20 protein-coding genes and 2 tRNA genes are annotated in these 20,941 nt (G+C 66.6%); 21 read left to right on the forward strand and 1 reads right to left on the reverse strand.

The features are described 5' to 3' along the window. Positions 1-391: 391 nt before the first annotated feature. A tRNA-Leu gene (locus GYH26_RS13870) sits at positions 392-478 on the reverse strand. Positions 479-743: 265 nt separating this feature from the next. On the opposite strand from GYH26_RS13870, the gene GYH26_RS13875 reads away from it, so the two are divergent. The 21 genes from GYH26_RS13875 (at position 744) to GYH26_RS13975 (ending at position 20,939) form a co-directional block, all read left to right on the forward strand. After that, positions 744-816, forward strand: a tRNA-Asn gene (locus tag GYH26_RS13875). 167 nt (positions 817-983) lie between these two features. Continuing rightward, positions 984-1,571, forward strand: a complete 588-nt coding sequence (locus GYH26_RS13880; protein WP_161542155.1) for a HupE/UreJ family protein — start codon at positions 984-986, stop codon at positions 1,569-1,571. Positions 1,572-1,580: 9 nt separating this feature from the next. After that, positions 1,581-2,237: a hydrogenase nickel incorporation protein HypB gene (gene hypB, locus GYH26_RS13885; RefSeq protein WP_161542156.1), complete on the forward strand. Its 657-nt coding sequence runs from the start codon at positions 1,581-1,583 to the stop codon at positions 2,235-2,237. A gap of 174 nt (positions 2,238-2,411) precedes the next feature. Then, entirely contained in the window at positions 2,412-3,785 is a 1,374-nt protein-coding gene (locus GYH26_RS13890; RefSeq protein WP_161542157.1) for an NAD(P)-dependent oxidoreductase, read from the forward strand. Between the two features lies 1 nt (position 3,786). Then, a complete protein-coding gene (locus GYH26_RS13895) occupies positions 3,787-4,707 on the forward strand; it encodes a 2-oxoacid:acceptor oxidoreductase family protein (protein ID WP_161542158.1) in 921 nt (306 codons plus the stop codon). 4 nt (positions 4,708-4,711) lie between these two features. After that, a complete protein-coding gene (gene porA / locus GYH26_RS13900) occupies positions 4,712-5,911 on the forward strand; it encodes a pyruvate ferredoxin oxidoreductase (RefSeq protein ID WP_161542159.1) in 1,200 nt (399 codons plus the stop codon). A gap of 16 nt (positions 5,912-5,927) precedes the next feature. Continuing rightward, entirely contained in the window at positions 5,928-6,935 is a 1,008-nt protein-coding gene (locus GYH26_RS13905) for a thiamine pyrophosphate-dependent enzyme (protein ID WP_161542160.1), read from the forward strand. 228 nt (positions 6,936-7,163) lie between these two features. Beyond that, complete coding sequence (locus GYH26_RS13910) at positions 7,164-8,291, forward strand: 4Fe-4S dicluster domain-containing protein (RefSeq protein ID WP_242006448.1); 1,128 nt, start codon at positions 7,164-7,166, stop codon at positions 8,289-8,291. Beyond that, the gene (locus GYH26_RS13915) at positions 8,288-8,779 is read left to right on the forward strand and encodes a cyclic nucleotide-binding domain-containing protein (RefSeq protein ID WP_161542162.1); all 492 of its coding nucleotides are present in this window, start codon (positions 8,288-8,290) and stop codon (positions 8,777-8,779) included. The genes GYH26_RS13910 and GYH26_RS13915 overlap by 4 nt, the downstream gene beginning before the upstream one ends. 5 nt (positions 8,780-8,784) lie before the next feature. Continuing rightward, the gene (locus GYH26_RS13920; RefSeq protein WP_161542163.1) at positions 8,785-9,648 is read left to right on the forward strand and encodes an FAD/NAD(P)-binding protein; all 864 of its coding nucleotides are present in this window, start codon (positions 8,785-8,787) and stop codon (positions 9,646-9,648) included. Between the two features lie 4 nt (positions 9,649-9,652). Continuing rightward, entirely contained in the window at positions 9,653-10,435 is a 783-nt protein-coding gene (locus tag GYH26_RS13925; protein WP_161542164.1) for an oxidoreductase, read from the forward strand. Between the two features lie 9 nt (positions 10,436-10,444). Further along, the gene (locus GYH26_RS13930; RefSeq protein ID WP_012845073.1) at positions 10,445-11,746 is read left to right on the forward strand and encodes a Ni/Fe hydrogenase subunit alpha; all 1,302 of its coding nucleotides are present in this window, start codon (positions 10,445-10,447) and stop codon (positions 11,744-11,746) included. Next, positions 11,743-12,192, forward strand: a complete 450-nt coding sequence (locus GYH26_RS13935; protein WP_161542165.1) for a hydrogenase maturation protease — start codon at positions 11,743-11,745, stop codon at positions 12,190-12,192. Before GYH26_RS13930 ends, GYH26_RS13935 begins: the two co-directional genes overlap by 4 nt. Then, positions 12,185-12,550: a hydrogenase maturation nickel metallochaperone HypA gene (locus GYH26_RS13940; protein ID WP_012845075.1), complete on the forward strand. Its 366-nt coding sequence runs from the start codon at positions 12,185-12,187 to the stop codon at positions 12,548-12,550. The genes GYH26_RS13935 and GYH26_RS13940 overlap by 8 nt, the downstream gene beginning before the upstream one ends. Then, positions 12,526-14,847, forward strand: coding sequence for a carbamoyltransferase HypF (hypF, locus tag GYH26_RS13945; protein ID WP_161542166.1), 2,322 nt, complete (start codon positions 12,526-12,528; stop codon positions 14,845-14,847). The genes GYH26_RS13940 and hypF overlap by 25 nt, the downstream gene beginning before the upstream one ends. Positions 14,848-14,851: 4 nt before the next feature. Then, on the forward strand, positions 14,852-15,109 hold the full coding sequence (locus GYH26_RS13950) for a HypC/HybG/HupF family hydrogenase formation chaperone (RefSeq protein WP_012845077.1): 258 nt from the start codon (positions 14,852-14,854) through the stop codon (positions 15,107-15,109). Continuing rightward, on the forward strand, positions 15,106-16,215 hold the full coding sequence (gene hypD / locus GYH26_RS13955; RefSeq protein ID WP_161542167.1) for a hydrogenase formation protein HypD: 1,110 nt from the start codon (positions 15,106-15,108) through the stop codon (positions 16,213-16,215). The genes GYH26_RS13950 and hypD overlap by 4 nt, the downstream gene beginning before the upstream one ends. Continuing rightward, on the forward strand, positions 16,212-17,267 hold the full coding sequence (gene hypE / locus GYH26_RS13960; protein WP_161542168.1) for a hydrogenase expression/formation protein HypE: 1,056 nt from the start codon (positions 16,212-16,214) through the stop codon (positions 17,265-17,267). The genes hypD and hypE overlap by 4 nt, the downstream gene beginning before the upstream one ends. Positions 17,268-17,372: 105 nt before the next feature. After that, a complete protein-coding gene (locus GYH26_RS13965; RefSeq protein ID WP_161542169.1) occupies positions 17,373-18,584 on the forward strand; it encodes a glycoside hydrolase family 27 protein in 1,212 nt (403 codons plus the stop codon). A 259-nt stretch (positions 18,585-18,843) separates the two neighbouring features. After that, positions 18,844-19,629, forward strand: a complete 786-nt coding sequence (locus tag GYH26_RS13970; RefSeq protein WP_161542170.1) for a dienelactone hydrolase family protein — start codon at positions 18,844-18,846, stop codon at positions 19,627-19,629. A 131-nt stretch (positions 19,630-19,760) separates the two neighbouring features. Next, on the forward strand, positions 19,761-20,939 hold the full coding sequence (locus tag GYH26_RS13975; RefSeq protein WP_161542171.1) for a tetratricopeptide repeat protein: 1,179 nt from the start codon (positions 19,761-19,763) through the stop codon (positions 20,937-20,939). Positions 20,940-20,941: the final 2 nt, after the last annotated feature.

Here is a 20,941-nt window from a genome sequence, read left to right on the forward strand (position 1 = left end):
GCTGCCTGTTTTTTTCCGGTTTACACATCCTGTTATAACAGGATATGCACACCAGAATTCCTAAGCCACCCGTCCTCCCTGCATCCGGCCGTCAGGTGAAGCCCGACGCGCGTTGTCGGGGAAATCCCTACGGTGATCGACGCGCCCGCACTTGCAGCGAAACGACCGGCCCGGTGCCGACGCTACGTTCCACGTATTCCACCATAAAGCCAGCCGCCAGGTAATCGACTTCGGGAATTGTACCGGTCAGACAACGGGCGTCGTCCCGCCGCGCCGCCGCACAAGAAGGGCAATAAACACAAGCAGCAGTCCACCCGGCCGTAGCACACGAAGTGCCTCGACGAAAAAAGCCAACAAAAAACCCCTGCCGAAATCGGCAGGGGTTGCTTCGTGGTGCCCGGGGAGGGATTCGAACCCCCACGGGGTTACCCCCACATGACCCTGAATCATGCGCGTCTACCAGTTCCGCCACCCGGGCCTTTGGGCTTGCGGATTGCGATGATAACAAATCACCGATCGCTTCGCAAGTTCCCGACGTCGAGCTTCACGGCCTTTTCGTCGCCGGGCACCCGCGCCGGGACGGTTCGTTAAACGCCCGGGCCGTGGGAGCGATCTCCCGTCGGTCTGCGGATTGTTGTTGAAGTGAACCTGGCGCACCTTCAGGCGTTTGAAAAGGCCGTCAAGCAGGGGCGCGGTGCTTGACGACCCTCAGAGTGCGGTTGTAATTTAGCGCCCGCTTTCACTCCTCGGTAGCTCAATTGGTAGAGCACCTGGCTGTTAACCAGGGGGTTGCAGGTTCGAGCCCTGCCCGAGGAGCCGGTTGCGCCTCGCCGGATATTCCGGCGAGGCTTTTTTTGTTTTGGCGGTTCGGGTTGCAGGTGTTTTCATCATATCTTTTCGAAGGTTTGACAGCACCTCACTTGACATAGCCCGGCCTGTGCCTTTCTTGATCAATGTGTTCTGAACGCGTCCTTTCTTCTGCCATGAATCGGACACGTCCTGCTTCGACGGCGGCCGCGTGGCGCTGGCTGCCGATGTTGCTGCTCACGACGCCCATGGTGGCACTGGCCCATACGGGCGCTGTGCCTCCCGTCGGCTTCGGACACGGTCTGCTGCATCCGCTGACGGGCCTGGATCACCTGCTGGCCGCGCTGGGCGTGGGACTCTGGGCCACGCTGCAACCGGGCGCTCCGGGCCGTCGGCTGCCCGTGGTCTTTCTGAGCGCGTTGCTGGTTGGACTGCCGCTGGGGGCGACCTGGCCCACCCCGGTTGCCGAAATCGGCGTACTGGGCTCGGTGCTGCTCCTCGGCGCGGCGCTGGCGCTGCTACTGCGCGTGCCGACCGCGCTCAGTCTGGTGCTGGTGGCTCTGTTCGGCCTGGTGCACGGGCATGTGCACGGCACCGAGGTCCTTCCGGAGGTCGGCCTGAGCTACGTGCTTGGCCTGCTTGCCAGCACGGCGTTGCTGACGGGCGCAGGGTATCTGACCGGACGGCTCCTGCACCGGTGGCAACGCGCTGACGCGCTCCGCTACGCCGGTGTGGCGTTGCTGCTCTTTGGACTCCTGTCCTGACCGAACGCCATGGAACCCGAAGTCAAAATCGTCCGGGTGGCCCGCCGCGTGCAGGCCGACAACGACGCGCTGGCTCGCGCGCTGCGTCGGCGCTTCGACGAAGCCGGCGTGCGCGTCTTCAACCTGATCGCGGCCCCGGGCGCTGGCAAGACCAGCCTGATCCGTCGCACCATCGAGCAGCTGCGCGACCGCTATCGCATCGGCGTGCTCGAAGGCGACATCGCCGGAAGCATCGACACGGCACAGGTACTGACGGCCGGCGCCCGCGACGCCGTCCAGATCAACACGGGCGGCACCTGCCACCTGGAAGCCCGCATGATCGACGAAGCGCTTGCGCAGCTCGACCTGGAGGCGCTCGACCTGCTCTTTATCGAAAACGTCGGCAACCTGATCTGTCCCACGCACTGGGACCTGGGCGCGCACTACACCATCTGCCTCGTCAGCGCGGCCGAAGGACACGACAAGCCGCTGAAGTACCCGGCCATCTTTGCCCGTAGCGACGCCATCGTGCTCAACAAGATCGACCTGGCGTCGCTGTGCGACTTCGAGCGGGAGCAGTTCTACCGGCACCTTCGCGCACTTACCCGGGCTCCCGTCTTCGAACTCTCCTGTCGAACCGGCGAAGGATTGGAGCGCTGGATTACCTGGTTAACCAATGTATTGTGATACAAAAATTGCCCATATCTTTTTGTCATTCTATTCACATCTATTTTGCCATATCTCGCTTGCCAAGCGCAACAACTGTACGATCTTGTAGTCAGTAATACTGGCGACTCCGAAACGCCTCCCTGAGAGGCGGGGCAGCCGCCGTACGAAGTGCCACCAACCGGAGGCCGCATCATGGAACTGACGGCAAACATTCGTACGGTTTACGAAGAGGAGCGCCCCCGCCTGACGGACGACCAGGCTCTTCTGGAAGCTGCGCGCTGTCTGGAATGTGGACGGGATGGCCGACCGGCCCCCTGCATCGAAGCCTGCCCCACGCACATCGACATCCCGGGCTTCATCCGGGCCATTCGGGAGGGTGATCCGCTGCATTCGGCCCGGATCATCTTCGAGGCGAATGTGCTGGGGGGAAGCTGCGCGCGCGTCTGTCCGGTGGAAGCGCTCTGCGAGGGCGCCTGCGTGCTGACCCATGAGAAGCGGCGGCCTGTGGCCATCGGCCGTTTGCAGCGCTACGCCACGGATGCCGCGTTGGAAGCGGGCGCCGAGATCCATCCACGTCCGCGGCGCGTGCGCCGGCCGCTCAGCGTCGGGGTGGTGGGCGCCGGTCCGGCGGGGCTGGCCTGCGCGGCCGAGCTGGCGCGCCTGGGCCATGAAGTGATCGTCTACGAGGCCGCGCCGGAGCCCGGCGGGCTGGTCGTGTCGGCCATCGCCCCCTACAAGCAAATGGTCGATCCCATCCCACAGGAGGTCGAGGCCATCCGGCGGCTGGGCGTCACCTTCCGCTTCAACACACGCATCGGCCGCGACCTGTCGCTGGCCGACCTCGAAGCGCGACACGACGCGCTGTTTCTGGGCGTGGGCATGGACGGCGACATGCCGCTGGAGCTGGAGGGCATCGACCTGGAAGGCGTGTGGCCGTCGCTGCGCTTCATCGAACGCATCAAGGCGATGAATCCGCCGCCGATCGGTGATCGCGTGGTGGTGATCGGCGGGGGCAACACGGCCATCGACGTGGCGCGCGAGGCCGTACGGCTGGGTGCCCGGCACGTGACGGTGCTTTACCGGCGCACCGAAGCCGAAATGCCGGCCTTCCGGCACGAGGTGGAGGCCGCCTACGAGGAAGGTGTGCAGTTCGAGTGGCTGACGTTGCCGACTCGGCTGCTGGGCGAAGTGCGCGTCTCGGGCGTCGAGTGCGTCCGCACGCGCCTGGTGCCCGATCCGTCGGGCGGGCGTCCGCGGCCTCAGGTGGTCGAAGGGACCAAATTCGTGGTGCCCGCCGATACGGTCGTCTTTGCCATCGGACAGCAACCCCGTACCGACCTGCTCTCCGGCCTGCCCGGACTGCGGCTGGAGCGCGGGCGCGTATGGGTGGACGAAAACTTCCGCACAAGCCATCCCCGGGTGTTTGCCGGAGGCGACTGCGTCAACGGCGGCGGCACGGTGGTCGAGGCCGTACAGCACGGCAAGCTGGCGGCCCGTGCCATCGATCGCCTGATCAAGCCCCGCCGGCGCAGCGTCCCGGCAACCAACGGGAAGGAGGAAGACTGACATGCTGGAGATTCGCTGGCACGGGCGTGGCGGTCAGGGCGCCATCACGGTCTCGAAGATCCTGGCGCTGGCCGCGCTGCGCAGTGGCAAGTACGCCCAGGCGTTTCCGGAGTACGGACCGGAGCGGAGCGGTGCCCCGGTGCGGGCCTACAACCGGCTGGACGATCGGCCGATCGTGCTGCACTCGGGCGTCTACACGCCGCACCGGGTGGCCGTGCTGGACGAAACGCTGCTCGAAGCCGAGGACGTGTGCGAAGGGCTGGCCCCGGACGGCGTGCTCGTGATCAACACGACACGTCCGCCCGAGGCGATCCGGGAGCAGACCGGCTATCCCGGCCGCATCGTATGCGTCGATGCAGCGGCGATCGCCGAAGAAACGGGCTCGCGGTTCGCCAACGTGCCGCTGCTGGGTGCACTGGCCAGCACGCTGGACTTCATCCAGCTACCCACGCTGGAAGGGGCACTGCAGGCGTTTCTGGGTAAGCGTCGGCCTGAAGTCGTCAAGGCCAACCTGGAAGCGCTCCGACGGGGCTACCATGAGACCGTCGCGCTCGAAGCGGTAGCGCCCGAGACGCTGCCGCCACGTCCACGCTCCGAAGGAAGCCGGGCGCTTCCACCCTACTATGCCCTGCCCATCGGCGGCGTCATCACGCCGGAGATCCGCTGGTTCCCGAAAACCGGGGGCTGGCGCAACGAACGGCCGGTCTTCAACGAGGCGCTCTGCGTGAACTGTCTGCTGTGCTGGGCGCACTGCCCCGAACCGGCCATCGTGGTGCACGACCGCCTGATGGAAGGCTTCAACTACGACTACTGCAAAGGCTGCGGGATCTGCGTGGCCATGTGTCCGACGGGCGCCCTGACCATGGTGCCCGAAGGCGCTGCCGAACTGGTGGCCGCGTCGGTCTCGCCCAACCCGAGGTGATGCCATGACACTCGTGGTCACTCCCCGGCTCGAAGCCGCCCAGTTACTGACGGGCGCGCAGGCTGTGGCGCACGCCATGCGCCAGATCGAGCCCGACGTCGTGCCGGTCTACCCGATCACGCCGCAGACGCCGATCATCGAAGAGTTTGCGCAGATGGTGGCCGACGGCCGCTGCGACACCGAAATCATCAACGTCGAGTCGGAGCACTCGGCCATGAGCGCGGCCGTGGGCGCTTCGGTGGCCGGCGCGCGCGTGATGACGGCCACGGCCTCGCAGGGCCTGGCGCTGATGATCGAGGTGCTCTACATCGCGGCCTCCATGCGCTGCCCGATCGTGATGCCGCTGGGCAACCGGGCGCTGAGCGGGCCGATCAACATCCACTGCGACCATTCCGACGCCATGCTGGCCCGAGATTCGGGCGCCGTCCAGATCTTCACGGAAAACGGCCAGGAAGCCTACGACTACACGCTGATGGCCGTGCGCCTGGCCGAAGACCAGCGGGTGCTGCTGCCCGTGATCGTCAACCTGGACGGCTTCACGCTCACGCATTCGGCCGAGGCCGTCGAGCTGCTGCCCGACGAGGTAGCCCGGGCGTTCGTGGGCCACTATCGGCCGCTCTATCCGCTGCTGGACACGGCGCGCCCCACCACGCAGGGCCCGTTCGACATGCCCGACTTCTACTACGAGCACAAGCGGCAACAGGACGAGGCCATGCGAGGCGTGCTGGAAGTCTTCCCCGAGGTGCAGCGCGCCTACGCCGAGGCCACCGGACGCAACTACCGGGGCTACTACGAAGCCTACCGGCTCGACGATGCGGACTTTGCCGTGGTCGTGCTGGGATCGACGGCCGGCACGGCCAAAGTCGTCGTCGATACGCTTCGGGACGAAGGGCAGCGGGTGGGGCTGCTCAAGCTGTGGCTCTTCCGACCCTTCCCGCATGCCGCCGTGGCCGAAGCGCTGCGTGGCAAACAGGCCGTGGCCGTGATGGACCGGGCGCTGTCGTTCGGAAGCTGGGGGCCGCTCTTCACCGAAATTGCCGCGGCCCTGTACGGCCTGCCCGAAGCCAAGCGACCGCGCCTGCACAACTTCACCTATGGTCTGGGAGGGCGCGACGTTACGCCCGACCAGATCGCCGAAGCGCTGACCCGCATTCAGGATCCGCGCACGCCTGCCGTCATGCGCTACCTGGGCGTGCGCGCCTAACCCGAGAGAAACTGCCATGATGACCGGGCTTTCCTCCAACGGCGAAACGATTCGCCTGAAGACGCTCAAAGAACTGGCCGAGCGTGAACAGCGCGAGCTGCGCTTCCAGGGCGGCCACTCGCTCTGTGCGGGCTGCGGCGTGCCGCTGGTGGTGCGCACCGTGCTGAACGCCATCGACACGCCCGTGGTCGTGGTCAACGCGACGGGCTGCCTGGAGGTAGCCACCACGCGCTATCCTTCGACGGCCTGGAACGTGCCCTGGCTGCACGTGGCCTTCGAGAATGCGGCCGCCGCCGCCAGCGGCGTGGAGGCCGCCTTCCGGGTGCTCAACCGCAAGCGCAAAAACGGCCGGCCGATTCCCTTCGACCTGCCCGAAGACGTGCGCATCATCGCCTTCGGTGGCGACGGCGGCACCTACGACATCGGGCTGCAGGCCCTCTCGGGCGCCCTGGAGCGCGGGCATCGCTTCACGTACATCTGCTACGACAACGAAGCCTACATGAACACGGGCAACCAGCGGAGTGGCGCCACGCCCCCGCTGGCCCATACGACCACCACGCCTGTGGGCGAGCAGAGCCTGGGCAAACTCCAGCAGCGCAAGGACCTGACCGAGATCGCCGTCGCCCACCACGTGCCCTACGTGGCCCAGGCATCGATCTCGAACTGGCAGGATCTGGTGCGCAAGATCCAGATGGCCGTGCAGGTGGACGGACCGAGCTTTCTCAATGTGCTGGCGCCCTGCCAGCGCGGCTGGGGCTACGACCCGTCGCAGACCGTCGAGATCGCCCGCCTGGCCGTCGAAACGTGCTTTTGGCCGCTCTACGAGGTAATCGACGGCGAGTACCGGCTGAACTACCGACCGCGCAAGCCGCTGCCCATCGCCGAGTGGGTCAAAACGCAGGGGCGCTTCCGCCACCTGCTCCGCCCGGAGAACCGACACCTGCTCGACGCGCTGCAGGAGCAGGTCAACCGCGAATGGGAGCGGCTGCTGCGCAAATGCGAAGGACGCCTGCTGGAAGTGTAGGACGATCGGGTATCCGGCAAATGCGGGCGTGTCGCCACACACGCTCCGAAGCGCTGTAACTGAAACGTTACATCTGCAATCTTGCGCGGGATGGCCTGTGGGTGCTCTTTGAGAAGCGAAGCAGGGCTGGGCACGTCGGTGTAGGCTCTTCTGAAGAGATAACGTGCCCGGAGCAGGGTGCCGGTCTGTCTGTCTTCACCTCAACCGCCGGGAAATATGCGTCAAACCATGGCCTGGGTCCTGGAGCGCCGGGACTTCGATGCGCTGCTCGAAGCGCTGAGTCGGCGCGGCTATACGCTGATCGGGCCGCGCGTGCGCGACGGCGCCATCGTCTACGACCGCATTCACCGAAGCGAAGACCTGCCCGTCGGCTGGACCGACGAGCAGCGTGGCGGCATGTACCGCCTGCGCCGCCGGGACGACGAGGCGCTTTTCGGCTACGTGGTGGGTCCGCAGAGCTGGAAGCAGTGGCTCTTTCCTCCCACACTGCACCTCTGGCGGGCCAGCCGGAGCGAAGGCGACGGTGCGTTTGCCGTGGAAGAAACACCGCTGCCGGACGAAGCCTACGCCTTTGTCGGCGTGCGCGCCTGCGAACTGGCGGCCATCGCCGTGCAGGATCGCGTCTTCCTGGAAGGCCCCTATGCCGACCCTTACTACCGGACCGTACGTGAGCGGCTGTTTCTGCTGGCCGTCAACTGCACCGAGCCCGGCGGCACCTGCTTCTGCGCCTCGATGCAGACGGGTCCCCGCGCTACCGCGGGTTTCGACCTGGCCCTGACCGAAGTGCTGGAAGGCGACCGCCACTACTTTGTCGTGACCGTCGGGAGCGACACCGGCCGCGCCGTGCTGGCCGACGTGCCCCATCCCGAGGCGCAGCCCGACGAGGTAGCCGCTGCCGACACGCGCCTGCAGGAAGCCGCCACCCGCATGGGCCGCCACCTGGATACCGAGGGACTGAAAGAGCTGCTGCAGAAAAGCTACGAACACCCACGCTGGGACGAGGTGGCCCGGCGCTGCCTGAGCTGCGCCAACTGCACGATGGTCTGCCCGACATGCTTCTGCCACACCGTCGAGGACGTTACCGACCTGACCGGCCAGACGGCCGAGCGTGTGCGACGCTGGGACTCCTGCTTTTCGGTGGAATTCTCCTACATCCACGGCGGAAGCGTGCGCCAGAGCACCCGCTCGCGCTACCGCCAGTGGCTCATGCATAAGCTTTCCACCTGGGTGGATCAGTTCGGCGTGATGGGCTGCGTGGGATGTGGCCGGTGCATCACCTGGTGCCCGGTCGGCATCGACCTGACCGAGGAGGTAGCTGCCATTCGTTCCACCCGCAAACCTGCTTCGTCGCCATGACCGCGCAACGTTCACTGAAAGATCTGCTGGCCGAGCACCCGTTCTTTCAGGGACTCGAAGAACCGTACCTGGAGCTGATTGCCGGCTGTGCCCGGAACGTACGATTCAATGCCGGAAGCTACATCTTTCGCGAAGGCGAGCCGGCCACCGAGTTCTTTCTGATTCGCTACGGCCGCGTCTCGATCGAGGTGCATCTGCCCGAGCGCGGCACGGTAACCATTCAGACGCTGGGCGAAGGTGACGTGCTGGGCTGGTCCTGGCTCGTGCCTCCCTACCGCAATCAGTTCGACGCCCGGGCCCTGACGCTTGTGCGGGCACTGGCCTTCGACGGCGCCTGCATTCGAAACAAATGCGCTGAGGACCCGCGCCTGGGCTACGAAATCTTCAGCCGCTTTGCCCGGATCATCGCAGAACGACTGCAGGCCACCCGCCTGCAACTGCTCGACATGTACGGTGCCGCCCCCCGTCGTCAACCGCTGCACGCCTGAGACCTATGACCGAGACGCTTCTGGTCCGACCGGAAACGGCGCGGACGCCTGCGCCCATGGCGCCCACCCGCTGGCGGGTCCTGCGCCGACGGCGCGAAACGCACGACACGTGCACGCTGGAGCTGGAGCCGCTCGACACGGACGGCATGGCGTTTCGACCCGGCCAGTTCAACATGCTCTACGTCTTCGGCATCGGCGAAGTGCCGATCTCGATCAGCGGCGATCCGGCCCAACCGGACCGGCTGGTGCACACGATCCGGGCGGTGGGCCCGGTCAGTACGGCCCTGTGCGCGCGCAAAGCAGGCGACGTGATCGGCGTGCGCGGGCCGTTCGGGAGCGCCTGGCCTGTGGAAGCGGCCGAAGGGTACGACGTGGTGGTGATGGCCGGCGGCATCGGACTGGCGCCCCTGCGTCCCGCCATCTACCATCTGCTGCAGCATCGCGGCCACTACGGCAATCTGGTGTTGCTCTACGGCGCGCGCACACCCCGCGACCTGCTCTACGTTCGTGAACTGGAGCGCTGGCGCGGCCGCTTCGACGTGCAGGTGGAGGTGACCGTCGACCACGCCGGTGCGGGCTGGTTCGGTCACGTGGGGGTGGTGACCACACTGCTGCCGCGCGCCCACTTCGATCCGGAAGAGACCGTCGCCTTCGTATGCGGCCCCGAGATCATGATGCGCTTTGCGGCCAAGGCGCTGATGGAGCGTGGCGTGGCCCCGGAGCGCATCTACCTTTCGATGGAACGCAACATGAAGTGCGCCATCGGTCTGTGTGGCCATTGCCAGTTCGGCCCGGTCTTCATCTGCAAAGACGGACCGGTGTTCGACTTTGCCCGCGTTGCCCGACTGCTGACCATCCGAGAACTCTGACGCCATGGCCCGACGCAAGCCCAAACTCGCGGTCTGGAAGTTTGCCTCCTGCGACGGCTGCCAGCTCAGCCTGCTCGACTGCGAAGACGAACTGCTGGCGGTAGCCGGCGCCATCGAGATCGCCTACTTCCTGGAGGCTTCCCGGGCGACGGTGCGCGGTCCCTATGACCTGTCGCTCGTCGAGGGCTCCATCACCACGCCGCACGATGCCGAGCGCATTCGCCAGATCCGTCAGCAGTCGCGTTTTCTCGTGACCATCGGCGCGTGCGCCACGGCGGGCGGCATCCAGGCGCTGCGCAACTTCCAGGACGTGGCCGAATTCACGCGCATCGTCTACGCCCGGCCGGAGTACATCGAGGCGCTGGCCACCTCGACCCCGATCGCCGAGCACGTACCCGTCGATTTCGAACTGCGCGGCTGCCCGATCAACAAGCAGCAACTGCTGGAAGTCATCACGGCGTTTCTGCAGGGCCGGCGCCCCAACATCCCCACCTACAGCGTCTGCGTCGAGTGCAAGCGTCGGGGCACGGTGTGCGTCATGGTAGCCCGCGGCACGCCCTGCCTGGGGCCGCTCACACAGGCCGGCTGCGGCGCGCTGTGCCCTGCCTACAACCGGGGCTGCTACGCCTGCTTCGGCCCGAAAGAAACACCCAACCCGGCCTCGCTCATGCAGTGGTGGCAGGAGCAGCTCGGCGTGTCGGCCCGCGATGCCGAGCGGGCCCTCCGCACCTTCAACGCCTATGCCCCGGCCTTCCGGGAAGCGACGATCGCCCAACCCAACCCGTAGCCAGCAGCCATGTCGGAAGTTCGCCCGACCCGCACGATCCGCGTCGAGGCCCTGGCCCGCGTCGAGGGCGAAGGGGCCATGTACGTCCGCATTCGCAACAACCAGGTCACCGACGTCCGGCTGCGCATCTACGAGCCGCCTCGCTTCTTCGAGGCGTTCCTGCGCGGCCGCTCGTTTCTGGAGGCGCCCGACATTACGGCCCGCATCTGCGGTATCTGTCCGGTGGCCTACCAGATGAGCGCCTGCACGGCCATGGAAAACGCCTGCGGCGTGGAGGTAAACGGTCCGCTGCGGCTGCTGCGCCGCCTGCTCTACTGCGGCGAATGGATCGAAAGCCACACGCTGCATGTGTTCATGCTGCACGCGCCCGACTTTCTCGGCTACGAAAGTGCCCTCGAGATGGCCCGCGACTACCCGGACCGGGTCCAGCAGGGCCTCCAGCTCAAAAAGATCGGCAACGAGCTGATGCGCGTGATCGGCGGTCGGGAGATTCACCCGATCAACGTGCGCGTGGGCGGCTTCTACCGGGCCCCTCGCCCCGACGAACTGCGCGCGCTGGTGGAACCGCTCCGCTGGGCCCGCGAGACGGCCTACGACACGGTGCGCTGGGTGGCGGGCTTCGAGTTTCCGGACTTCGAGCAGGACTACGAGTTCGTGGCGCTGCGGCGCGACGACGAGTACGCCATCCTGGACGGTCGGCTCGTCTCGAACCGAGGGCTGGACATCCCGATCGCGGCCTTCAACGACCATATCGAGGAAGAACACGTGCCGCACTCCAACGCGCTGCACGCCCGCATTCGCGGGCGCGGTGCCTACCTGGTGGGACCGCTGGCCCGCTTCAATCTGAACTTCGATCGGCTTTCGCCGCTGGCACAGGAAGCCGCCCGCGAGGTGGGCTTCCTGCCCGAATGCCGCAATCCTTTCAAGAGCATCATCGCCCGGGCCGTCGAGATTCTGTACGCCTGCGACGAGGCGCTCCGCCTGATCGAAGCCTATGAACCGCCGGAGCAGCCGTTCGTCGAGGTACCACCCCGTGCCGCCACCGGCCACGGCTGCACCGAGGCGCCCCGGGGAATCCTCTACCACCGGTACGTGATCGACGACGAGGGCACCATCCTGGAAGCCCAGATCGTGCCGCCGACGTCTCAGAATCAACGGCGCATCGAGGAAGATCTCCGGGCCTTCGTCGCGCGGGCGCTCACGCTGCCCGACGACGAGCTCCAGTGGCGCTGCGAGCAGGCCATCCGGAATTACGACCCGTGCATCTCGTGCGCCACGCACTTTCTGAAGCTCGAAGTGGACCGGGCATGAAGGTGGTGATCGGGCTGGGCAACGCGCTGCGAGGGGACGACGCGGCGGGACCGGCGACGGTGGAACAGCTCCGGCCCCGCCTGAACGGTACGGTGCGCCTGCTTACGCTGAACGATCCGCTGCATCTGCCCGACTGCTGGGAAGGAGCCGACCTGGCCATCGTGTGCGACGCCGTCTGCTCGGGCGCGACGCCGGGTACGCTGCACCGGTTCGAAGCGCATGCGGCCCCCCTGCCCGCTTCGGTCCGCCCGGCCCTATCGTCGCACGGGATCGGACTGGCCGAGGTCGTCGAACTGGCCCGGCGGCTCGGTCGGCTGCCCCGCCGCCTGGTCATTTTCGGAATCGAAGGCCATTGCTTCGAGCCCGGCACCCCGCTCTCGCCCGAAGTGGCGGCGGCCGTACCGCGCGCCGCCGAAGCCATTCTGCAGGAGCTGCGCGATGCATGAACTGAGCATAGCCCGCGAGCTGGTTCGGCTCATCGAGGCCGAGGCCCGACGTGCCGGAGCCCGGCGCGTCCGCTCGGCACGCGTGGTGCTGGGCGCCCGCTCGCACGTCTCGGCCGAGATCCTGCAGTTTTACGTAACGCACCTGCTCGATCCCGAGGGACCGGCCGCGGGGCTGGTGCTCACCTGCGAACGGCAACCCATGCGCTTTCGGTGCGGGCCCTGCCGGATCGACTACGAACCGTCCGAGACCGACTGGCGCTGCCCGCGGTGCGGCCGCATCGGCGAGCTGCTCGAAACGGGCGACGAAGTCTTCCTGGAAAGCCTGGAAATCGAATGCGCACCACAACCGAACACCTGACGCGCTGGCGCCTGCACGTCGAGGGTGCCGTGCAGGGTGTCGGCTTCCGGCCGTTCGTTTACCGGCTGGCCCATGAGCTGGGCCTGACCGGTGAGGTGCGCAACGATCCTGCCGGCGTGACCATTGAGGTCGAGGGCGATCCGGAGCGCCTGGCCTGCTTCCGGGAACGTCTGAAGCAACAACCTCCGCCGGCCGCCCGCATCCGACGCATCACCTGCACGGAACTGCCCCCCTGCGGCTACCGCACCTTCACCATCGCCGCCAGTCGCCCTGAAGGCGAGCGTCAGGTGTTTCTGCTGCCGGATCTGGCCACCTGTCCCGATTGCCTGCGCGAGCTGTTTGACCCGAACGATCGCCGCTATCGTTACCCGTTCATCAACTGCACCAACTGCGGCCCGCGCTTTACGATCATCGAGCGGCTCCCCTACGATCGGCCCAACACCACGATGCGGCACTTCCGGATGTGCGCGCGCTGCCGGGCCGAATACGAGGATCCGCTGAACCGACGTTTCCACACACAGCCAAACGCCTGTCCCGACTGCGGTCCGCATCTGGCGCTCTGGGATCGAAAAGGCAACGTGCTGGCCGAGCGGGACGAGGCGCTGCGCCGGGCGGCCGAGGCAATCTGCGAGGGACGGATCGTAGCGGTTAAAGGACTGGGCGGCTTTCATCTGATCGTCGATGCCCGCAACGAGGCGGCCGTTCGGGCGCTCCGGTTGCGCAAGGGACGCGAAGCCAAGCCGTTCGCCCTGATGTATCCGTCGCTGGCGGCGGTCCGGGCGCACGCCTGCGTCTCGGAGGCCGAAGCGGCCCTGCTGACGTCACCCGCGGCGCCCATCGTGCTGCTGCGCCGCATCGAAGCGGGCCGGGAGTCGCTGGCCCCGTCGGTGGCGCCCGGCAATCCGTATCTGGGCATCATGCTGCCCTACACGCCGCTGCACCATCTGCTGCTGGCCGAACTGGGCTTTCCGGTGGTGGCCACCAGCGGCAATCGCTCGGAGGAACCCATCTGCATCGACGAGCGCGAAGCGCTGGTGCGGCTGCGCGACCTGGCCGACCTGTTTCTGGTGCACAACCGGCCGATCGCCCGCTACTGCGACGACTCGGTGGTGCGCTTCATCGACGGCCACCCGGTCTTTCTGCGACGTGCCCGCGGCTATGCGCCCCTGCCGGTGGAGCTGGCCGACGACTGGCCCGCCCATCCCGAGCAGGTGCTGGCCGTGGGCGGCCATCTGAAAAACACGGTGGCACTGGCTTCGGGCCGGACGGTCTGGATCAGCCAGCACATCGGCGACCTGGAGACGGCCGAAGCCCGCGCGGCCTTCGTGCGCGTGATCGACGACTTCACGCGCCTGTACGAGCGCACGCCCGACGCGGTAGCCTGCGACGCTCACCCCGACTACGCCTCCACGCACCATGCACACCGGCTGGGCCGGCCGGTCGCGCCGGTGCAGCACCACCTGGCGCACGTGTGGGCCTGCATGGCCGAGCACGGGCTACGACCGCCCGTACTGGGCTTCGGCTGGGACGGCACGGGCTACGGCCCCGACGGCGCGGTGTGGGGCGGCGAATGCTTTCTGGTGACGGCGGAACGCGCCGTGCGGATCGCGCACCTGCGGCCGTTTCGGCTGCCGGGCGGCGAGGCGGCCGTGCGCGAGCCCCGACGGACGGCGCTGGGCCTGCTCCACGCCTGGAAGGGCGAGGCGGCGCTCATGCACCTGCCGTCCGGCGCTTTTACCGAAGCCGAAGCCCGGCTCCTGCTGCAGATGGTGACGCGCGGCCTGAACGCGCCCTGGACCACCAGTATCGGGCGGCTCTTCGACGCGGTAGCCGCCCTGCTCGGCCTGTGCCTGCGCAATCGGTTCGAGGGCGAGGCGGCCATGCTGCTGGAGTTTGCCGCCGAGGAAGCCGAGGCGTCCGGCCCGCCCTATCCGCTGGCGCTTCAGGAGCAGGACGGCCGGCTGGTGCTCGACTGGGCTCCGCTGCTCGAAGCGCTCGAGGCCGACCGCCTGGAGGGGCTCTCTCCGACGGTTATTGCGCGGCGCTTCCACGAAGGACTGGCGACCGCCATCGTAACGATAGCCCGGCGTATCGGCTGCCCGACCGTCGTGCTCAGCGGCGGCTGCTTCCAGAACCGCCTGCTCACCGAAACGTCGCTCCGGCTACTTCGTGCGGCCGGATTTCGCCCGTATATTCACCGACAGGTGCCCCCCGGCGACGGTGGCCTGGCGCTGGGCCAGGTGGCCGCGCTCCGCTGGGGTCTGACCATGCCCGCTCTCGTCAACCATTCATGCTGAAGCCATGTGCCTGGCCGTACCCGGTAAGATCGTCGCCATCCTGGACGAGGACCCGCTTACCCGACGCGGGAAGGTGGACTTCGGCGGCATCCAGAAGGAAGTCAACCTGGCGTTCGTCCCGGAAGCCCGCGTGGGCGACTACGTGATGGTGCACGTGGGCATCGCCATCAGCGTAGTGGACGAAGCCGAAGCGCACCGCGTCTTCGAGTACCTGCAGCAGATCGACGAACTGGAAGAACTCAATCCGCCCGAGGCGCCATGAAATTCATCGACGAATACCGCGATCGCGAGGCCGCACTGCGCTACGCCCGGCTGATCGCGAAGATCACCACGCGGCCCTGGACGATCATGGAGGTTTGCGGCGGCCAGACGCACGCCATCGTGCGCTTCGGCATCGACGAGTTGCTCCCGCCGGGCGTGACGCTCGTGCACGGCCCCGGCTGTCCGGTCTGCGTGACGCCCGTCGAACTGATCGACAAAGCCATCGCCATCGCGTCGATGCCCGGCGTGATTTTCTGCTCGTTCGGCGACATGCTCCGCGTGCCGGGTACGCAGGGCGATCTGTTCTCGGTCAAAGCGCGCGGCGGCGACGTCCGGATCGTCTATTCGCCGCTCGACGCCGTGCAACTGGCCGCCCGCAACCCGGATCGGGAGGTGGTCTTTTTCGCCGTCGGTTTCGAGACGACGGCCCCGGCCAATGCGCTGGCCGTGCTGCAGGCCCATCGCATGGGGCTGAAAAACTTTTCGATGCTGGTGGCGCACGTGCTCGTGCCGCCGGCCATGGAGGCCATCCTGCAATCTCCAAACAACCGCGTGCAGGGCTTTCTGGCGGCCGGCCATGTGTGTACGGTGATGGGTTACCGGGAGTACGAGCCCATTGCGAAAAAGTACCGGGTGCCGATCGTGGTGACGGGCTTCGAGCCACTCGACCTGCTGCAGGGTCTCTACATGTGCATCCGTCAGCTCGAAGAAGGACGCTACGAGGTGGAGAACCAGTACACGCGCTCGGTGCGACGCCAGGGCAACGAAGCGGCTCAGCAGCATATCCGGGAGGTGTTCGAGATCGTGCCGCGCAAGTGGCGGGGCATCGGCGAGTTGCCTCAGAGCGGGCTGGGCCTGCGGGCGCCCTACCAGGCCTATGACGCCGAGCGCAAGTTCGGCGTGGTGGCGCACACGGCCGAGGAAGCGTCGGAATGCATTGCCGGCGAGGTGCTGCAGGGTGCGAAAAAGCCGACCGAGTGCCCGGTGTTTGGCACGCGCTGCACGCCCGAGCATCCGCTGGGCGCTCCCATGGTGTCGTCCGAGGGTGCCTGCGCCGCCTACTACCGGTATCGTCGGTTCACCGAAAAACAGACGGCTACGCCATGAGCGACGGGAACGGCTTCACTCCGGTCTGTCCGCTCCCCATCCAGGAGTACCCCCACGTGCTGCTGGCGCACGGAGGCGGCGGCCGCCTGATGCACCAGCTCATCGACGCCATCGCAAGCACGTTTGCCAGCGCGGAGCTGGCCCGCCGCCACGACGGGGCCGCGCTGCGCATCGGCGATATGCGGCTGGCCTTCACGACCGATGCCTTTGTGGTCCAACCGCTGTTCTTCCCCGGCGGTGACATTGGCAAGCTGGCCGTTTGCGGTACGGTGAACGATCTGGCCATGTGCGGTGCCCGTCCGCTGTACCTGAGCGTCAGCTTCATCCTCGAAGAAGGGCTGTCCATGGAAACGCTCGGGCGCGTGGTGGCCTCGATGCAGGCGGCCGCCCACGAGGCCGGCGTCGAGATCGTCACCGGCGACACGAAGGTAGTCGATCGCGGCAAGGGCGACGGCATCTTCATCAGCACGGCCGGCATCGGGGTGATCGAACACGATCGCCCAGTCGGTCCCGAAGCCGTGCGGCCGGGCGATGCGGTGCTGCTCAGCGGCGACATCGGCCGCCACGGTATCGCCATCATGGCCGTACGCGAAGGCCTGGCCTTCGAGACCGAGATCACAAGCGACTGCGCACCGCTGGCCGCGCCCGTGCTGAAGCTGCTGGAAGCCGGCGTCGAGGTACATTGTCTGCGCGACCTGACGCGGGGTGGCCTGGCCGCGGCTCTGGTGGAAATCGCTCAGACGGCCAGTCTGCACATCCAGCTCGACGAGGCGGCCATTCCCGTGCGCCCGGAAGTGCAGAGCGCCTGCGAACTGCTGGGAATCGACCCGCTCTACGTGGCCAACGAAGGGCGCTTTGTGGCCTTCGTGCCTGAAGCCGAGGCAGAACGGGCCCTGTCGATTCTGCAGGCGGAACCGGTCAGCGCCGATGCCCGCGTGATCGGCCACGTGACGGCCGACGGCCCGGCCGGGCTGGTCACGCTCCGCACGGCCATCGGCACCACACGCGTGCTCGACCTCCTCAGCGGCGAACAACTCCCCCGGATCTGTTGAAGGGTCGAATTTGTCGAATTTAATCCAGTCTCTTTACAAAAAGACTTTTCTTTCGTTTCTTCGGAATCAGAGAGCGTATCGTTCGTTCACAGACCGGTTCAGATCATGCGACGACTGCTGCTGAGTCTGGCAAGCCTGCTGGTGGCCGGCGTGGTGTTCGGTCAGAAATTCGAGCAACTGGCCCGAACGCCCCCGATGGGCTGGAACAGCTGGAATCACTTCGGCTGCAACATCAACGAGCAGATCGTGCGCGAGGTGGCCCAGGCCATGGTACGCTCGGGCATGCGCGATGCCGGCTACGAATACGTGATCATCGACGACTGCTGGCAGGGCGAACGCGACAGCCTGGGCTTCATCCAGCCCGATCCCGAGCGTTTCCCGTCGGGCATGAAGGCGCTGGCCGACTACATCCACAGTCTGGGCCTGAAGTTCGGTATCTATTCGGACGCCGGCGACCGCACCTGTGCCGGACGGCCCGGCAGCCGCGGCCACGAGTACCAGGATGCCCTGACCTACGCCCGCTGGGGCGTCGATTATCTGAAGTACGACTGGTGCCATACGGAGAACCTGAATCCTATTGGCGCCTACACCACGATGCGGGATGCGCTCTATGCGGCCGGGCGCCCCGTCGTCTTCAGCATCTGTGAGTGGGGCACAAACGAGCCCTGGAAGTGGGGCCGCACGATCGGCCACCTGTGGCGCACCACCGGCGACATCACCAACTGCTGGGACTGCATCATCGACCACGGCACCTGGAAGTCGTGGGGCATTCTACAGATTCTGGACAAGCAGGACGGCCTGCGCATCTATGCCGGTCCCGGCCACTGGAACGACCCCGACATGCTGGAGGTGGGCAACGGCATGCGCGTCAGCGAAGACCGCGCCCACTTCTCGATGTGGGCCATGCTGGCCGCTCCGCTCATCGCCGGCAACGACATCCGCCACATGTCGGAGGCCACCCGCGAAATCCTGACCAATCGGGAGGTGATCGCCGTCGATCAGGACACGCTGGGCATTCAGGGCTTTCCCTATCGGCGAGAGGCCGGCGTAGAGATCTGGTTCCGGCCGCTGGCCGGCGGCGACTGGGCGATGGCCATCCTGAACCGCACCGAAACGCCCCGCACCGTGACGTTCAACTTCCGGAAAGAATACATCTTCGATGACTTCTCGAAACGGGGTACCTTTTTCGACCGGATCACTTACCGGCTGCGCGACCTGTGGGCGCATCGGGACATCGGCACCACCGAGACGCCGCTTACCGTCGAAGTCCCCGGCCACGATGTGGTCATGCTCCGGTTGATCGCTCCGAAGCCATAAGGCACCGTTAAAACATCAGTTTGACGCTCAGCACCGGGAGCGGAAAACCTTCGCGAACCGCCTCGACGCGACCGGTGCGCATGTTGTAGGCCCGGTAGGTTTCCCGAGCGCCCAGCAGGTTTTTGATCTGGAGCGCCCAGACTTCGGCGTGCCGGCGATGATTGCGCCGGTAGGTGTTTAATGGAAGGCCCCCTTGCCTGAAACCGTGCCCGTGCTTATTCTTTCCAACAGAGCTTCACACCACCTTCACGGAGCGACCATGCGCCTCTGGATCTTTACGCTGCTGCTGTTGACCGTTCCTTTCGTTCGGGCCCAGGATCCGATTCGCGAGCGGCTGGAACGATCGCCCCGCCACCAGGAATGGGTGGCCATCACCTACGACGGCCGCACCGTGCACACGTTCGTCGTCTATCCCGAACGCGACACGCCCGCCACGGCCGTCGTGCTCATCCACGAAAACCGGGGTCTGTCGGACTGGGTGCGGAGCGTGGCCGACCGCCTGGCCGAGGCGGGCTACCTGGCGCTGGCGCCGGACCTGCTCTCGGGCATGGCGCCCGGAGGCGGCCGCACCACCGATTTTCCAGGCGAAGACGCCGCCCGCGAGGCGATCTATCGCCTGCCGCCCGAACAGGTGATGGCCGACCTGGACGCCGTCGTGGACTACGCGCGCAACCTGCCGGCCGCCAACGGCAAAGTGGCCGTGGCGGGCTTCTGCTGGGGCGGCGCCCAGGCCTTCCGTTTTGCCACCCACCGGCCCGACCTGGCCGCTGCGTTCGTCTTCTACGGCACCGGCCCTGACGATCCGGAAGCCGTGGCCCGTATTCAATGCCCCGTCTACGGCGGCAACGACGCCCGCGTGAACGCCACGATCCCGCGCACCGACTCGCTCATGCGGGCGGCCGGCAAGACGTTCGTCTATGAGATCTACGAAGGAGCCGGCCACGCCTTCATGCGCCGCGGCGAGACGGCCGACACCACCGACGCCAACCGACGCGCCCGCGACGCCGCCTGGCAACGCTGGCTCCGGCTGTTACAGACACTTTAGCCTTTCCTTCGCACTGGCGCCCTGCAACTTCGAATTCCAGGCCGCCTTACCCGAAAGCGTCCGCTTTTACCCGGACCCCGAAGGCCGCTCCACCGTTCTGCTTTTCGGTCAACAAGCCAGTTCGTTCTGGAATGCGCCACCGGCAAGGTCTGCTGCTGATCGGACTCCTGCTGCTCGGAAGCCTGAGCGGGGACGTTGGCCGCACCCAATCGGCGCCGGCCGTCTCCGTACTGGACGACCCGCTGGTGCGTACCGAGGGCCGCACCGGCCTGGACTTGCTCTACGACCTGGATTTCGCCGGGGCCCAGGCCCACTTTGCCCAGATCATCCAGCGCTATCCGGACCACCCGATCGGCCCCTTCCTGACCGGCCTGAACCTCTGGTGGCAGATCCTGCTGGACCTGTCGGACCGCTCCCGCGACGAGGCGTTCTACAACCTGATGGACGCCGTGCTGAAGCGATGCGAACGCATGCTGCGCCGCGACCCGGACAACCTGGACGCCCTCTTCTTCAAAAGCGCGGCGCTTGGCTTCCGGGGCCGGCTGCGCGCCAATCGGGGCGACTGGTTTCAGGCGGCGCTCGACGGCAAACGCGCGCTCGACGCCGTCATGGCACTGGCCCGGCGGCGTCCTCAGAACCCGGACTTCCGCTTCGGCAAGGCGCTCTACGACTACTATGCGGCCGTTATCCCGGAGCGCTACCCCTTCGTCAAGCCGGTCATGATCTTCTTTCCGTCCGGCGACCGGGAGGCCGGCCTGCGCCAGCTCGAGGACACGGCCCGGCACGGCTACTACATTCAGGCCGAGGCCGTCTACTTTCTGGCCATGATCTATTACCTCTTCGAGGAGGACTACGCGCGCACGATGGAGCACGTGCGCTGGCTGCGTGCGCACTTTCCCAACAACGGCTACTTTCACACGCTGGAGGGCCGCGTCTACGTGCGCTGGGGACACTGGCAGCAGGGACGCCAGACCTTCGAGGCCGTGCTGAGCCGCTTCCAGGAAGGACACCGGGGCTACAACGCGGCAATGGCCGAGCAGGCCCTGTACTTCATCGCGCTTTCCTATATGCTGGAGCGCCGCTATCAGGCCGCGCTGGATTACCTGCTCAAGCTGGAGGCCCTCACCGCCCGCCGCAAAGAGGACACCTACTTCAAGGTGATGGGCCGGCTGCGTCAGGGTATGGCCTACGACGCGCTGGGCCAGCGCGACATCGCCATCCTCCGCTACCGCGAAGTGCTTCAGATGAAAGACTTCGGCCGCGCCCATGAACGCGCCCGCCAGTACCTGAAAATGCCTTACCGGGGATGAAC

It is taken from the genome of Rhodothermus marinus, from assembly GCF_009936275.1.
Taxonomy (GTDB): Bacteria; Bacteroidota; Rhodothermia; order Rhodothermales; family Rhodothermaceae; genus Rhodothermus; species Rhodothermus marinus_A.

Coding starts and splice junctions, on each gene's coding strand:
- GYH26_RS13880 (WP_161542155.1), top strand. CDS start 984: ATGAATCGGACACGTCCTGCTTCGACGGCGGCCGCGTGGCGCTGGCTG.
- hypB (WP_161542156.1), top strand. CDS start 1,581: ATGGAACCCGAAGTCAAAATCGTCCGGGTGGCCCGCCGCGTGCAGGCC.
- GYH26_RS13890 (WP_161542157.1), top strand. CDS start 2,412: ATGGAACTGACGGCAAACATTCGTACGGTTTACGAAGAGGAGCGCCCC.
- GYH26_RS13895 (WP_161542158.1), top strand. CDS start 3,787: ATGCTGGAGATTCGCTGGCACGGGCGTGGCGGTCAGGGCGCCATCACG.
- porA (WP_161542159.1), top strand. CDS start 4,712: ATGACACTCGTGGTCACTCCCCGGCTCGAAGCCGCCCAGTTACTGACG.
- GYH26_RS13905 (WP_161542160.1), top strand. CDS start 5,928: ATGATGACCGGGCTTTCCTCCAACGGCGAAACGATTCGCCTGAAGACG.
- GYH26_RS13910 (WP_242006448.1), top strand. CDS start 7,164: ATGGCCTGGGTCCTGGAGCGCCGGGACTTCGATGCGCTGCTCGAAGCG.
- GYH26_RS13915 (WP_161542162.1), top strand. CDS start 8,288: ATGACCGCGCAACGTTCACTGAAAGATCTGCTGGCCGAGCACCCGTTC.
- GYH26_RS13920 (WP_161542163.1), top strand. CDS start 8,785: ATGACCGAGACGCTTCTGGTCCGACCGGAAACGGCGCGGACGCCTGCG.
- GYH26_RS13925 (WP_161542164.1), top strand. CDS start 9,653: ATGGCCCGACGCAAGCCCAAACTCGCGGTCTGGAAGTTTGCCTCCTGC.
- GYH26_RS13930 (WP_012845073.1), top strand. CDS start 10,445: ATGTCGGAAGTTCGCCCGACCCGCACGATCCGCGTCGAGGCCCTGGCC.
- GYH26_RS13935 (WP_161542165.1), top strand. CDS start 11,743: ATGAAGGTGGTGATCGGGCTGGGCAACGCGCTGCGAGGGGACGACGCG.
- GYH26_RS13940 (WP_012845075.1), top strand. CDS start 12,185: ATGCATGAACTGAGCATAGCCCGCGAGCTGGTTCGGCTCATCGAGGCC.
- hypF (WP_161542166.1), top strand. CDS start 12,526: ATGCGCACCACAACCGAACACCTGACGCGCTGGCGCCTGCACGTCGAG.
- GYH26_RS13950 (WP_012845077.1), top strand. CDS start 14,852: ATGTGCCTGGCCGTACCCGGTAAGATCGTCGCCATCCTGGACGAGGAC.
- hypD (WP_161542167.1), top strand. CDS start 15,106: ATGAAATTCATCGACGAATACCGCGATCGCGAGGCCGCACTGCGCTAC.
- hypE (WP_161542168.1), top strand. CDS start 16,212: ATGAGCGACGGGAACGGCTTCACTCCGGTCTGTCCGCTCCCCATCCAG.
- GYH26_RS13965 (WP_161542169.1), top strand. CDS start 17,373: ATGCGACGACTGCTGCTGAGTCTGGCAAGCCTGCTGGTGGCCGGCGTG.
- GYH26_RS13970 (WP_161542170.1), top strand. CDS start 18,844: ATGCGCCTCTGGATCTTTACGCTGCTGCTGTTGACCGTTCCTTTCGTT.
- GYH26_RS13975 (WP_161542171.1), top strand. CDS start 19,761: ATGCGCCACCGGCAAGGTCTGCTGCTGATCGGACTCCTGCTGCTCGGA.